At 67.1% G+C, this 13,514-nt stretch carries 16 protein-coding genes and 1 riboswitch; of the genes, 3 read left to right on the top strand and 13 right to left on the bottom strand.

Annotated features, from left to right (window positions below):
- Positions 1 to 185: 185 nt before the first annotated feature.
- The 7 genes from LGM89_RS06120 to LGM89_RS06090 all read right to left on the bottom strand — a co-directional run bounded on the left by LGM89_RS06120 (position 186) and on the right by LGM89_RS06090 (position 5,623).
- Entirely contained in the window at positions 186 to 1,127 is a 942-nt protein-coding gene (locus tag LGM89_RS06120) for a CopD family protein (protein ID WP_226272589.1), read from the bottom strand.
- A complete protein-coding gene (gene copC, locus LGM89_RS06115) occupies positions 1,124 to 1,504 on the bottom strand; it encodes a copper homeostasis periplasmic binding protein CopC (RefSeq protein WP_089428408.1) in 381 nt (126 codons plus the stop codon). The genes LGM89_RS06120 and copC overlap by 4 nt, the downstream gene beginning before the upstream one ends.
- 14 nt (positions 1,505 to 1,518) lie before the next feature.
- Entirely contained in the window at positions 1,519 to 1,866 is a 348-nt protein-coding gene (locus LGM89_RS06110) for a copper-binding protein (RefSeq protein WP_226272588.1), read from the bottom strand.
- Between the two features lie 67 nt (positions 1,867 to 1,933).
- Positions 1,934 to 3,229: a multicopper oxidase family protein gene (locus tag LGM89_RS06105; protein WP_089497800.1), complete on the bottom strand. Its 1,296-nt coding sequence runs from the start codon at positions 3,227 to 3,229 to the stop codon at positions 1,934 to 1,936.
- Position 3,230: 1 nt separating this feature from the next.
- On the bottom strand, positions 3,231 to 4,727 hold the full coding sequence (locus tag LGM89_RS06100; RefSeq protein ID WP_226272587.1) for a TolC family protein: 1,497 nt from the start codon (positions 4,725 to 4,727) through the stop codon (positions 3,231 to 3,233).
- Positions 4,724 to 5,005: a hypothetical protein gene (locus tag LGM89_RS06095; protein ID WP_226272586.1), complete on the bottom strand. Its 282-nt coding sequence runs from the start codon at positions 5,003 to 5,005 to the stop codon at positions 4,724 to 4,726. The genes LGM89_RS06100 and LGM89_RS06095 overlap by 4 nt, the downstream gene beginning before the upstream one ends.
- A 90-nt stretch (positions 5,006 to 5,095) precedes the next feature.
- Positions 5,096 to 5,623 (bottom strand): hypothetical protein, encoded by a 528-nt coding sequence (locus LGM89_RS06090; RefSeq protein WP_226272585.1) that lies wholly within the window; start codon positions 5,621 to 5,623, stop codon positions 5,096 to 5,098.
- A 115-nt stretch (positions 5,624 to 5,738) separates the two neighbouring features.
- Here LGM89_RS06090 and LGM89_RS06085 point away from each other — a divergent pair, with 115 nt between their 5' ends.
- Entirely contained in the window at positions 5,739 to 6,410 is a 672-nt protein-coding gene (locus tag LGM89_RS06085; RefSeq protein WP_089497804.1) for a heavy metal response regulator transcription factor, read from the top strand.
- The gene (locus LGM89_RS06080; protein WP_226272584.1) at positions 6,407 to 7,816 is read left to right on the top strand and encodes a heavy metal sensor histidine kinase; all 1,410 of its coding nucleotides are present in this window, start codon (positions 6,407 to 6,409) and stop codon (positions 7,814 to 7,816) included. The genes LGM89_RS06085 and LGM89_RS06080 overlap by 4 nt, the downstream gene beginning before the upstream one ends.
- Before the next feature lie 19 nt (positions 7,817 to 7,835).
- On the opposite strand, the gene LGM89_RS06075 is transcribed toward LGM89_RS06080, so the two are convergent.
- The 4 genes from LGM89_RS06075 to LGM89_RS06060 all read right to left on the bottom strand — a co-directional run bounded on the left by LGM89_RS06075 (position 7,836) and on the right by LGM89_RS06060 (position 10,896).
- Entirely contained in the window at positions 7,836 to 9,044 is a 1,209-nt protein-coding gene (locus LGM89_RS06075; RefSeq protein ID WP_226272583.1) for an MFS transporter, read from the bottom strand.
- 86 nt (positions 9,045 to 9,130) lie between these two features.
- On the bottom strand, positions 9,131 to 9,316 hold the full coding sequence (locus tag LGM89_RS06070; RefSeq protein WP_226272582.1) for a DUF1289 domain-containing protein: 186 nt from the start codon (positions 9,314 to 9,316) through the stop codon (positions 9,131 to 9,133).
- Between the two features lie 2 nt (positions 9,317 to 9,318).
- Entirely contained in the window at positions 9,319 to 10,608 is a 1,290-nt protein-coding gene (gene dmeF, locus LGM89_RS06065) for a CDF family Co(II)/Ni(II) efflux transporter DmeF (protein WP_226272581.1), read from the bottom strand.
- 12 nt (positions 10,609 to 10,620) lie between these two features.
- Positions 10,621 to 10,896, bottom strand: coding sequence for a metal/formaldehyde-sensitive transcriptional repressor (locus tag LGM89_RS06060; RefSeq protein ID WP_089428418.1), 276 nt, complete (start codon positions 10,894 to 10,896; stop codon positions 10,621 to 10,623).
- 119 nt (positions 10,897 to 11,015) lie between these two features.
- Positions 11,016 to 11,183, top strand: a riboswitch (yybP-ykoY riboswitch).
- A gap of 81 nt (positions 11,184 to 11,264) precedes the next feature.
- On the opposite strand from LGM89_RS06060, the gene LGM89_RS06055 reads away from it, so the two are divergent.
- Positions 11,265 to 12,275 carry a sodium:calcium antiporter gene (locus tag LGM89_RS06055; protein ID WP_089497808.1) on the top strand — a complete coding sequence of 337 codons (1,011 nt, stop codon included), beginning with the start codon at positions 11,265 to 11,267 and terminating at the stop codon, positions 12,273 to 12,275.
- 90 nt (positions 12,276 to 12,365) lie between these two features.
- Here the strand turns inward: LGM89_RS06055 and arsH are convergent, their stop codons facing one another.
- Both arsH and arsC read right to left on the bottom strand, forming a co-directional pair.
- Complete coding sequence (gene arsH / locus LGM89_RS06050; RefSeq protein WP_089497809.1) at positions 12,366 to 13,088, bottom strand: arsenical resistance protein ArsH; 723 nt, start codon at positions 13,086 to 13,088, stop codon at positions 12,366 to 12,368.
- Complete coding sequence (arsC, locus tag LGM89_RS06045) at positions 13,081 to 13,503, bottom strand: arsenate reductase (glutaredoxin) (protein ID WP_089497810.1); 423 nt, start codon at positions 13,501 to 13,503, stop codon at positions 13,081 to 13,083. The genes arsH and arsC overlap by 8 nt, the downstream gene beginning before the upstream one ends.
- Positions 13,504 to 13,514: the final 11 nt, after the last annotated feature.

The following is a 13,514-nucleotide window of genomic DNA, read 5'->3' as shown; positions in this document are numbered from 1 at the left end:
TAGCGGCGCTCAATGACAGTTTTTGGTAATCGAAAGACAGGCGGATGTAATTGTCGTTATCACACCGCGATCGCCGTCGAGCGTGCGTTTACGCCTGAAAAAGCGGGGAAATCGTCTGATGAAAATCCACCGTGAGCGTGACGATTGCCCCGCGTGGTCTTGCTGCGCGGCTCCGCGCCGCCACGCTACACCGTGCCCGGCAACGCGCTCGACACGAGCACGGCCGCGACCATCAGCACGCCGCCCAGCACCACCGCTTCGATCTGCAACACTGTGCCGAACCGTTTCAACGAACTGGCCGGCATCGAGGCGGCCGGATCCTTCAACGCGGCCAGCAACGTTGGCATCCCGAAGAAGCGGTTGTGTCCGCCGAGCGCCGCCGCGATCAGCACGAGCGCGAGCTTCAGCAGCAGGATCTGCCCGTACGCCGATGCAAGCAGATTGGCGGGCGTATCGACGCCGCGCCAGCCGTTGTACGCACCGGTCGCGAACAGCACGATCAATGCATAAGTCGATGCATCGGACAGCGACTGCACGAACGATGCGCCGGTCGTGCGTTCACTCGCGGGCATCGCTGCAAGCCTCGGCATCACGCCGAATGCCGTCACGAGCACGAGCCCGACCCATGCGCTGATCGCCAGCAGATGCAGCCAGTCGATCCACACCGGCACGCTGAACAATCCGGCATCCACCGGATGCCCGCCGTTGCTGCGTGCGAGCGCGACGCAGGCCAGCGCGGCCCACATCGCGAACGGCAAGCGCCTATCGTTCGCACACCAGACGAACGACAGCACCACGACGACGAGCATGAACACCGCGCCGGCCAGCCACGCATGACCGAAGCCGGTGCCCGCGAGCATCGCGCAAACGGCCGGCCCCGCTTCGAGCAACGACACCTCGCTCATCAGCGCGCAGTGCGCCCAGAACGCGGTGACGCTTGCGAGCAGCGAGATGACGGACGCGATGCGCAGCGTCGCGACGAGCCGCCACCCGATGCCGTGCTGCCACGCCGACGCGCCGCGCGCGAGCCAGTGGCGGCCGAGCAGCGCGCCGATGACGACGGCGAACCCGGCGTTCTGGATCGCCACCGATACGAGCCGCAGGAGACCGATGACGCCGTCGTTCACCCCTTCACCCTGAACGTGTAGGTGCCTTTCGTGCGATGCGCGTCGGCCGTCATCGCCACCCACTGCACCGTGTACGCGCCGGGCGCGAGCTTCGGCATCGCGACGGTCATCACGCGCGGGTTCGCCGCATCGACCTTTGCCTTGTCCTGCGTGACGGCGTTGCCGTTCGCATCCGACACCTTCACCGAGCTGAACGCCGGTTCGAGGTCTTCGTTGAACGTGAGCCGCACCGTGTCGGGCGCGGTGTCGACCGTGCTGCCTGTCGCCGGTGCCGCACTTTCCAGCTTGCCGTGCGCGGATGCCGCGATCGGTGCGGCGGCGAGCATCGCACCGGTCGCGACGATCGCGGCCAGCCGCGTGAGGGTCGTGATCTTCATGGGCACGCTCCGCGTCACGGCTTCTTCAGTTCGACGACGGTCAGCACACCGTCCACGTCTTCCGCGACGAAGTCGATCTTGTCGCCCGCTTTCACCTGCGACAGCATCGCCGGGTCCTTCACCTTGAACGCCATCGTCATCGCATCCATCCCGAGGTTGTCCAGCGGGCCGTGCTTGATCGTCAGCTTGCCGGCAGCCGTATCGACCTTGCGGATTTCGCCGTGCGACATGCCCGACGTCGCCGCAGCCGCCTGCTTTGTGCCGCCGCTCATGTCCATGCCGGCCATGTCGCCGGCCGCATACGTCGCCGCGGAAAACGCCAATGCCCAACCCGTTGCCATCAAAACCAGTCCCTTCTTCATCGTGTCGACTCCCAGTGAATGAAACGAAACCGGCGGCCGCATGCACGCAGCCGCCGCATGCTGCTGCTCAGCCGTCCGGCAGTTCGCCGGTGTACTCGTACGCGACAGTGCCCTTCGGATGTTTGAACCAGCCCGGGTCGCGATAGTCGTGGCGGCCGAGCCCCTGCCGCACCTTGCAGACCGTGAACATGCCGCCCATCTCCAGCGGCCCGAACGGGCCCGTGCCCGTCATCATCGGCAGCGTGTTGTCGGGCAGCGGCATCTCCATGCCGCCCATCGCGCCGCCGGTGCTGCCCATCGCCATGTAGTCGGGCACGAGCTTGCCGATGCGCTGCGCGAGATCCTTCTGCGGCACGCCGATCAGGTTCGGCACCTGGTGGCCCATCGCATTCATCGTGTGATGCGACTTGTGGCAATGGAATGCCCAGTCGCCCGGACGATCGGCGGTGAACTCGATCGCGCGCATCTGGCCCACCGCGACATCGGCGGTCACTTCCGGCCAGCGCGCGGCCGGCGGAATCCAGCCGCCGTCGGTGCCCGCGACTTCGAAGCTGTAGCCGTGCAGGTGGATCGGATGGTTCGTCATCGTCAGGTTGCCGAAGCGAATCCGCACGCGATCGCCCGCGCGCACCGGCAGCGGATCGATGCCCGGGAACACGCGCGAATTGAAGGTCCACATGTTGAAGTCGGTCATCTCGTTCACGCGCGGCGTGTAGCTGCCCGGATCGATGTCGTATGCGGCGAGCAGGAACACGAAATCGCGATCGACCGGCATCGTGCCGCGATCCTTCGGATGCACGATGAACATGCCCATCATTCCCATCGCCATCTGCACCATCTCGTCGGCGTGCGGGTGATACATGAACGTGCCGTGCGCTTCCAGCTGGAACTCGTAGACGAAGGTCTTGCCGGGCGGGATATGCGGCTGCGTGAGGCCGCCGACGCCGTCCATCCCGTTCGGCAGCCGCAGCCCGTGCCAGTGGATCGTCGTGTGCTCGGGCAGCCGGTTGGTCACGAAGATGCGTACCTTGTCGCCTTCGACGGCCTCGATCGTCGGGCCCGGCGACTGGCCGTTGTAGCCCCACAGGTTCGCGTTCATGCCGGGCGCCATCTCGCGCACGACGGGCTCGGCCGTCAAGTGGAACTCCTTCCAGCCGTTCTTCATCCGCCACGGCAGCGTCCAGCCGTTGAGCGTCGCGACGGGCGTGTAAGGGCGGCCGTTCGGCGGCACGAGCGGCGGCTGCGTACCGGTTTTCGCCATCGTGGGCGCTTCGGGCAGCGACGCGGCGCCGGCCTTGCTGACCATCGCGGCGCCCAGCAGCGCGGCGCCCGAGCCGCTGAGAAATTGTCGACGGGACACCATGTCAATGACCTTCCGGATGCGGTTGCGTCGCGGGCGCCGGTTGCGCCGCGGATGAAGAAGCCGGCTGCGGCGCAGCGTCGGCGTGTGAAGGGGCGTCGGGTTGGGTGGATGGCGTCGCGCGCGGCGTGGCGCCGTCGGACGGCAGCCGGCCTCCGACGGCCATCTGCAGATCGGTTTCGGCGAGCCAGTAATCCTTCAGCGCATCGATGTAGCCGTTGACCGCGCCGACCTGTTCGCGTGCATCGGCCAGCAACTCGAACACGCTCGCGAGCATCCCGTTGTAGCGCAGCAGGAGTTCGTCGGAGATCGTCTTGCGCAGCGGCACGACTTCGTCGCGATAGTGGGTCGCGACGTCGTAGCTCGTCACGTACGCCGCATACGACTCGCGCACGTCGGAGCGCGCGTCGATGGCCGTTTTCGCGAGCCGGTTCGCCGATTGCATGTAGACGGCCTCGGCGCGCGCGACCTTCGCGCCGCCCCAGTCGAACAGCGGAATCTCGACGCTGATCTCGTAGCCGTGCTCGTGACCCTTGCCGGTCTCGTAGTCGTTCACGTAGCCGAGGTCGACCGCATTGACGAAGCGCGTCGCCTTGCTCAGGCCGAGCGACGACGCGACGCCCTGCGTCTGCAGCTTCGCGGCCTGGATGTCGAGGCGGTTGCTCATCGCGAACCGCTCGAGATCGGGCAGGTTCGGCCGCGCTTTCGGCAGGTCGGGCAAGCGCTCGGGCAGCGCGTATCGCGTGCGGTCGCCCCACAGGCCCATCGCGCGCGTGAGCTTCTCGCGCGCGGCGACGGCCTGCTGGCGCGCCTTCGCGTGCTGCGCAACCGCATCGGCATGGAACGCCTGTTCACGCGCGTAATCGAGGCGGCTGAAGTTGCCGGCCTGCCGCATGCGCAGCGCGAGTTCGGCGGCCGCGCTCGCGGCATCGCGCACCTGTTGCGCATAGTTCGCGGCCTGCTCGGCCGCGACGGCCTCGACGTACGCACGGCGTGCGTCGGCTGCGACCTTCAGCATCGCGTCGGCGGTTTCGAGCTTGGTCTGCTCGAAACGGCGGCGTTCGATGTTCGTCGCGAGCGGCATCGTCAGCAGCGCGAACACGTTCGCCGAGAACGTGCGGCCGAGCGTCAGCTCGCCGTCGCCGGCACGGGTGCGGCTGAACGCGAAGCGCGGGTTCGGCAGCCGGCCAGCCTGGACCAGATCGGCTTCCGACAGCCCCAGTTCCGCATATGACGCCTGCAGCCCGCGGTTGTTCAGCAGCGCGACCTGCACCGCGTCGTCCATCGACAGCGGCTTCGCAAGCAGCTCCTTCGTGCGCTTGTCGACGGCTTCGCGGTCGGCGTCGGTCTTGATCACCACCGCGTCTTTCCCGATGCGCTCCGACGCGGCGGAAGACACCGCGTCGAAGCCACCGTCCTTCGAAAACGTCGTGCAGCCGGCGAGGAAGGCCAGCACGGCCGCGGCCGCGCCGATCCTCGGCGATATCGCAAGCATCGTCATTGCGCGGCGCCTCCGTGCTTCGAATGCGTGGCGCCGCTTCCGGCCGCGCCGCCCGTCGCACGGCCCTTCGCGGGCCGTGCCATCACGTCGCGGTTCAGTTGTTTCCAGCCGGGGCCTTCGTCGTCCCGATACGGCCGGTAGCCGTCGAATGCGGACGTCACGGTGATATCCGGCACGGCCACGGTGGCATCCGCCGGATCGGGCAACGGGGTTTGCGCAGGCGCGAGCGACGGCGCGAGGGCCGCCGCGCTCAACAGCGCCGCAGTAATGAATCGCATGAATGGGTCTCGTCACGAGTCGTCCGGCGGCCTTGATACCGCCGCCGGAACGGATTGCAGAGCGCGGCCGGTCGAGGCCGCGGGCAGGGTCTAGACGAGAAGCCGGCGCGGCGGCCTGTCGATGCCGCCAGTCAGGAACGACACGACGACGGGCGCCGAAGCGAAAGAGACGAGCGCGATACCGATACCCGACGCAACGGACATCACGGGAAGATCCGCCATGCCGGTGCCGAAGCAGCAGGATCCGCATGCGGAACATGGCTGTGCAAGTCGCGCATGATCGCCGCGCGCGTGCTCGTCTTTATGCTGGCCACCATGCGCGCTCGGCATCGCACGCGGCGCAACCGCGTCATCGTCGCTTGCTCCGTCCCCCGAGTGCGGCATTGCCGCGACCGCCCCCGCGCACGCCATCGACACAGCCGCGAACGACTGGATCGGCAGGCTCAGCGCCAGCAGCACGACGACGAGGAATTTGCGCCAGTACGACATGGATGCGAAATCACGCAGACAACGACCGGATGGGCCGGCGCAGCGCCGCGACGGCGCGCTCCGGGGACACGACGGCCGCAGCTTATCGTCGCCGCGGTGACGACGACATGGCCGAAACATGACCGGCATTTCATGACAATTCCGTCATCCGGCGGTCACCCTTCGCGCACGCACGGCGCCGTAAGCTCACGCGTTACACTGACCGGCTGGAATCACGGATGACTCACGGACAGCCTGCCTCACCATGCGAATACTGATAGTCGAAGACGAACCCAAGATGGCGTCGTACCTCCGCAAGGGGCTGATGGAGGCGAGCTACACGGTCGACGTCGCGGAAAACGGCAAGGACGGGCTGTTCCTCGCGCTGCACGAGGAGTTCGATCTCGTCGTGCTCGACGTGATGCTGCCGGAAATGGATGGTTTCGAGGTGCTCAAGCGGCTGCGCGCACAGAAGCAGACACCCGTGCTGCTGCTCACGGCGCGCGAGGCGATCGAGGACAAGGTCGCCGGGCTCGAGCTGGGCGCCGACGACTACCTGCTCAAGCCGTTCGCGTATGCCGAGTTCCTCGCGCGCATCCGCTCGCTGCTGCGGCGCGCGCCGCGCAACGTGCGCGACATCCTGCAGGTCGCCGATCTCGAAGTCGACCTGATCCGCCGCCGCGTGCGGCGCGCCGACACCCGCATCGACCTGACCGCGCAGGAATTCGCGCTGCTGCAGTTGCTCGCCGAACGCGAGGGGGAAGTGCTGACGCGCACCTTCATCACGTCGCAGATCTGGGACATGAATTTCGACAGCGACACGAACGTCGTCGATGCGGCGATCAAGCGCCTGCGCGCGAAGATCGACAACGCGTATGAGAAGAAGTTGATCCACACGATCCGCGGGATGGGCTACGTGCTCGAGGATCGTTCGTGACGCGCCGCCCTGGCGCGTATTCGCTGCTGCGGCGGCTGACGCTCGCGTTCGCCGTCGTCGCCGCGCTCGTGTTCGCGCTGACCGGCGCGTACCTGTATCGCTCGCTGTCCGCCGAGCTGACGCGGCGCGACGACATCGAGATTTCCGGCAAGCTCAACCAGTTCCTGCAGCTTGCACACGCGAGCGGATCGATCGCCGCGCTGCGCGCTGATCCGGCCGTGTTTCATGAGGTGCTGCTGTCGCATCCGGGCGTGTATCTCGGCATCTACGATGCGCAGAACCGCGCGCTCGTCGAGCATTCCGACGAAGCCGGCAATACGCTCGCGTCGGTGATCGCGGCACCGCATCCGGCCAGCCGAGCCCGCGAGCCGTTCACCTGTTCGCCGCCCGGCATCGGCACGTCGCGTTGCGTGCACGCACGCGAAACGCTGCCGTCCGGCGACGCGATCCAGGTCGCGCTCGCGCGCACGGCGACCGATCGCCAGTCGCTGCTCGAAAGCTATCGCGTCGACATCTGGCTCGCGGCGGCCGTGGGCGCGCTGCTGGTCGGCGCGCTCGGCTATGCGGTTGCGTCGCGCGGCCTGCGCCCGGTCGAGAGCCTCGGCCGGCAGACGTCGCGCATCGAGGCCCACAACCTGAACGCACGGCTCGACGCGCGCGGCGGCCCGGTCGAGCTGCGTGAACTCGCGACGTCGGTCAACCGGATGCTCGACCGGCTCGAACGCGCGTTCGTGCGGCTGTCGCAGTTCTCGTCCGATCTCGCGCACGACATGCGCACGCCGCTCGCCAACGTGATCAGCGCGTCGCAGGTCACGCTGTCGCGCGCGCGCACGACCGAGGAATACGAAGCGCTGATCGATTCGAACATCGAGGAATGCGAACGGTTGCAGCGGATGATCGAGAACATGCTGTTTCTCGCCCGCACCGATAACGCTCGGCAGCACCTGAAGACCACCGAGCTCGATGCAGGCAGCGAGCTGCGCCGGCTCGCGTCGTATTTCCAGGCGCTGGCCGACGAAGCCGGCGTGCGGATCGACGTGCACGGCGAAGCGCCGGTCGTCGCCGATGCGACGCTGTTCCGGCGTGCCGTCAGCAACCTTACGTCAAACGCGCTCGAACATGCGGAAGCCGCGTCGACGATCGAGCTCGCGGTGTCGGCGCAAGGCCGCTACGCGGTCGTCGAAGTCACGAATCGCGGCGCCGCGATTCCGCCCGAACAGGTCGACAAGATCTTCGAACGCTTCTACCGGATCGATTCGTCGCGGCACGGCGCGGCGCGCAACGCGGGGCTCGGGCTCGCGATCGTGAAGTCGATCATGGAGCTGCATCGCGGCAAGGTCGAGGTCGCGAGCCGCGACGGGCGCACGACGTTCGCGCTTTATTTTCCGCGGGGCACGGATAGCTAGACCGTTCACCGCCTTCCGGCTAGTGCTCCTGAGCGGCGGCAAATGACGCGCGAATGCACACGAGCAACACGATGGTCACCGCGCTGAACACGGCCCCTGCGTAGAACGTCGCCGCCGCCCCCACCCGGTCCCACAGGATGCCCGCGACGACACTCGACACGAGCGTCACCACGCCGCTGAGCAGATTGAACACACCGAACGCCGTGCCTCTCAATGCGGACGGCGCGGCATGCGCGACCATCGTCGCGAGCAACCCCTGCGTCATCCCCATATGGAGCCCCCACAACGCGACACCGACCAGAACGGTTCCCCAATGCGTGCCGTGTGCGAGCACGATATCGGCAGCGATCAGCAGGACGAGCCCGGCCACCATCAGCTTCGTGTGGCTCGTCGTGTCGGCGAGCTTGCCGAACGGATAGGCCGACAGGGCGTACACGACGTTCATCGCCACCATCATGAGCGGCACGAGCGCGACGGGCACGCCGCTGCCCATCGCGCGCAGCACCAGGAACGCCTCGCTGAAGCGGGCCAGAGCGAACACGGCGCCGACGGCGACGACCCACCAGTAGCGCGCACCGAGCTGCGCGACGACATCGCGGCGGATCGGGTTGACGCGCGGCTCGCCCGGCGCACGCGCCGGCTCGTCGATACCGAACGCGAGCAGCGCCACGGCCAGTACGCCGGGAATCACGGCCAGCCAGAATGCGAGGCGGAAATCGTCGTGCCACCCCAGCATGATGACGACGGCCAGAAGCGGCCCGAGGAACGCGCCCACCGTATCGAGCGACTGTCGCAGCCCGTAGGCGGCGCCGCGCAGGTGGACGGGGGTGACATCGGCCACCAGCGCATCGCGCGGCGCACCGCGGATTCCCTTGCCGATCCGGTCGACGATCCGCGCCGTCACGACGACGCCGAGCGTCGGCGCGATCGCGAACAGCGGCTTGCTGAGCGCGCCGAGCCCGTATCCGGCGACCGCCAGCCATTTGCGATTGCGCAGGTAGTCGCTCAGCGTGCCGGAGAACACCTTGACGACCGGCGACGTCGCCTCGGCGATCCCCTCGATGACGCCGATCGCGGTCGCGCTCGCGCCGAGCCCCGCCATCAGGAACATCGGCAACAGGCTGTGGATGATTTCCGACGACACGTCCATCAGCAGGCTGACGCAGCCCAGCACCCAGACACTGCGCGGAATCTGGCGAAGAACGCCGGTCGACGGTTCGGTCTGCATGGGTCGCTCCCGGTTCAGGAATCCCGACACGGGATGCCGGTGATACTACTGCAGTCCGGTGGCACGACCGCGCATGCCGGCCCGCGCTATTTTCCCGTCTCGCGCCGGATCTTCGCCTGGCGGCGATGGCGGTCGTTCAGTATCTGGTGCCGGCGATGATCGGTCAGTTTCTTCCAGTCGCGTGCCTCGTCGCGCGTCCTCAAGCAGCCCGTGCAGAATCCGGTGCGGCCATCGAACGCGCACAGCTCGATACACGGCGATTTCACGGCCACGGTCAGGCAGCCTTTGCCGGCGTCATCACTTCGACGGTTACGTGCGACACGCCGCCGAAGCCTTCGACCAGTGCATGGTAGAAGCGCGCGTCGCGCGCCGCATCGACGGTCTCGACCGACACGATCGCGCTCATGTGGCCGGGGCCGACCCGCCACACGTGAAGATCGTTGACCTTGTCGCCAAACGCCTCGATCGCGTGACGTACGCGCTCCGCCAGCTTGCGGTCGACATTGACGTCGAGCAGGATGCCGCCCGTATCGCGCATCAGCCCGTACGACCAGTTCGCGATGACGAGCGCGCCGACGATGCCCGCGACGGGGTCCATCCAGACCCAGCCGAAAGCACGCGCGAGCAGCAACCCGATAATGGCCAGCACCGACACCGCGGCATCGGCGATCACGTGAACGTAGGCCGACCGGATGTTGTGATCGCGGGCCGAGGCAGCGTGCACGCCTTCATGATGCTCGTGTTCGACGAACGTCAGCGCGTGCTCGTTACCGTCCAGCGACACGATCGCATCGAACGCATGGGGCTCGGGAATGGTCTCCCGCGACTCCAGGAAGCCGTTGCGCGCCACCATCGTGAAATGCTGTCGCGACTGGTCGGGACGGAGGGTCGTGATCGATGCAGACACCCCGTCGACGCTCGACCCGCCAGTGGCGGGCGCGATCCGGAACACCGGCGGCACACCGTCCTCGAACACCGATACGTCGAACACGCCGGCTGTCGAGAACACCCGCATGGCTTCGTCCGCGTGATCGTCGTGCGCGTGCCCATGGCCGTGGCCGTGGCCATGCCCGTGATGGTGGCCGTGATCGTGCCCGTGATGCCCGCCGCTCAGCAGCCACACGCTCGCCAGGTTGACCGCGAGACCGAGCACCGCGATCGGAATCGCCTCGCCAAAATGGATCGGGACCGGCGCCAGCAACCGCGCAACCGCCTCGTAGCCGATCAGGATCGCGATCATCGCGAGCACGATCGCGCTCGTGAACCCGGCCAGGTCGCCCAGCTTGCCGGTGCCGAACACGAAGCGCGGATCGTCGGCATGCCTGCGCGCATAGGTATAGGCCAGCGCGGCGATCAGCATCGCGCCGGCGTGCGTCGACATGTGCAGCCCGTCGGCGACGAGCGCCAGCGACCCGAACAGCGTGCCGCCGACGATCTCGACCATCATCATCGCCGCGCACAGGCCGATCACCATCCACGTCCGCCGCTCGTTCTGCTCGTGCGCGGCGCCAAGGAAGATATGGTCGTGCCCCGCGCCGAACGCATCATTCGTGAAATTGCTCATGCTCCACCCCGATCACTTGAAATAGCTGTGCACCACGTCGATCAGCTGCTCGGTCGCGCTGCCTTCGTGCTCATCTGGCCCATGTGCATCGACCATGTGCTCGCGAATGTGGTCTTCCAGCACGACGGCCAGCAGCCCGTTCATCGCGCCGCGACAGCTCGTGATCAATTGCAGCACCTCGTTGCAGCCGCGCTCGTCCCCGAGCGCGCGCTCGATCGCCTCGACCTGGCCCTTGATACGGCGCACGCGGTTCAGCAGCTTCTGTTTTTCACGAACGGTATGACTCATCGATGACGGACTCCTGCATAGGGAGGGGGAGTATAGCTCCGGAAGGCTGCCCCTATAGGGGAGAGGGGTATATTTTTTGAGATGAAGGCTTGCCGAAAGCAATTCGCCCGGCTAGACTGCCCTTCGTCTTTGGGGAGTAGCCTGCTTTCCGTCCCCGGAAAGCGATCGTGTCAACACACTCGGCCTGCGGCCGTGGCACGATCAGCCTGATTGGCCTGGCGAGACCATGGGCGCATCGCGTCGTTCCTGGTCGGACGTCGGCGGATGCGCCATGGTTCGTCAGCGTCCGACCACGGAGTCCCCATGTCCCACACCGCCCTCTCCCCGCGTTTCGCCGCCGTCCGCGCGCATGCCTGCCGAGGTGCCGCATGACTCTCATGTTTGTCGAACTGGCGTTCATGCTGGTCGTCATCCTCATCGCCGCCGAGGTCTTCACCAACGCGCTCGAACATCTCGGCGAGCGCCTGAAGATTTCCGAAGGCGTCACCGGTTCGCTGTTCGCGGCCGTCGGCACCGCGCTGCCCGAAACGATGGTGCCGCTGCTCGCGCTCGCCGGCGGCACCGCGAACCAGGCCGTGAACGAGGAGATCGGCGTCGGCGCGATTCTCGGCGCGCCGCTGATGCTCGCGACGCTCACCACCTTCCTGATGACGCTCGCCGTGATCCGCTCGCGCGGGCTGCGCGGCACGATCGCGCCCGAACGCACGGGCTTCGTGCGCGACATGAACTACTTTCTCGCCGCGTTCTCGCTGGCCACCGCCGCGATGTTCGTCCCGCATCACAACGGGGCCGTGCGTGCGTTGCTCGCGGCGATGCTGGTGGGCATCTACGTGATGTATGTCGTGATGACGTTCCGGGCGTCGACCCAGCTCGTCGATGCCGGGCACGGCACCGAGGCGCCGCACACGATGTTCCTGTCGCGCCTGGGTGTGCCGACCAACCTCGCGACGATCGCGCTGCAACTGCTCCTCGGCGTCGCGCTGCTGGTCGGCGGGGCGAAGGGTTTCATTCACGGCGTGGAAGGCGTGTCGCACGCGCTGGGCGTATCGGCGCTGCTGCTGTCGCTGATCATCGTGCCGATCGCGACGGAACTGCCGGAGAAGGTCAACAGCGTGCTGTGGATCCGCCGCGGGAAGGACACGCTCGCGTTCGGCAACATCACCGGCGCGATGGTGTTCCAGGGCACGCTGCTGCCGGCGATCGGCATCATGCTGACGCCGTGGGAGCCGCGTCCCGAAGTGCTGACCGGCGTGATCATCACGCTCGCGGCGGCGGCGTGGCTGCGCGTCAATGCGCGCACGCGCGGGCTCGCGATCTGGGCGTTGCTCGCGAACGGCGCGGGGTATGCGGGGTATCTGTTCCTGACGCTGGCGCGCTGAACTTGCTCGACGGACTCAACGGACGCGCCGGGCACGATCCCGCTGCCCGGCGCGAACGACGCATCGTCGCGCCGCCGGCCCGCAAGCGATTCAGATGCGCGTCTGGTTCACACGCTGCGACAGTTGCTCGGCGCTTTCCTTGCGCTCGCTGTACCGGTCAGTCAGATACGCGCCGACGTCGCGCGTCAGCAGCGTGAATTTGACCAGCTCCTCCATGACGTCGACGACCCGGTCGAAATACGCGGACGGCTTCATCCGGTCGTCGTCGCCGAATTCCATGAACGCCTTCGCGACGGACGACTGGTTCGGGATGGTCAGCATGCGCATCCAGCGTCCGAGCACACGCATCTGGTTGACCGCGTTGAACGACTGCGATCCGCCGCTGACCTGCATGACCGCCAGCGTCTTGCCCTGCGTCGGCCGCACCGCGCCGACCGACAGCGGAATCCAGTCGATCTGCGCCTTCATCACGCCGGTCATCGCGCCGTGCCGCTCGGGGGAGCACCACACCATGCCCTCCGACCATTGCACGAGTTCGCGCAACTCGGCCACCTTCGGGTGGTCGTCGGGCGCATCGTCAGGCAACGGCAAGCCGGCCGGATTGAAGATCCTGGCTTCGGCGCCCATCGCCGCCAGCAACCGCGCCGCCTCCTCGACCAGCAACCGGCTGAACGAGCGCGTGCGCAACGACCCGTAGAGCAACACGATTCGAGGCGGATGCGTCGACGGCCGCGCGGGTTGCAGCCGGCTCGCGTCCGGCATGCGAAACAGCGTGGCGTCGAGTTGCGGCAGATCGTTCAGTCGCTCAGACACGCTTGCCCTCCGCGTCGATCACGATTTCGCCGTCTTCCTTCGCAAACGGCCCCTTCTGCGGATCGGGCAGGATGTCGAGCACCTGCTCGGACGGACGGCACAGCCGCGTGCCGAGCGGGGTGACGACGATCGGGCGATTGATCAGGATCGGGTGAGCGGCCATGAAGCCGATCAGGTCGTCGTCGCTCCACTTCGGATTGTCGAGATCGAGTGCGTCATAGGGTGTCCCCTTGCGCCGCAGCACGTCGCGCACGGACACGCCCATCGCCGCGATCAGCGCGCGCAGCGCTGCCTGGCTCGGCGGCGCTTCGAGGTAAAGCACGACACGCGGCTCGACGCCGGCGTTGCGAATCATCGCCAGCGTGTTGCGCGACGTGCCGCAATCGGGGTTGTGATAGATCGTGATGTCGGTCATTTCCGGATTCC

The organism is Burkholderia sp. AU31624, assembly GCF_020420065.1.
In the GTDB taxonomy this organism is placed as follows: domain Bacteria; phylum Pseudomonadota; class Gammaproteobacteria; order Burkholderiales; family Burkholderiaceae; genus Burkholderia.
This window is presented reverse-complemented; position numbering and strand designations above follow the sequence as displayed.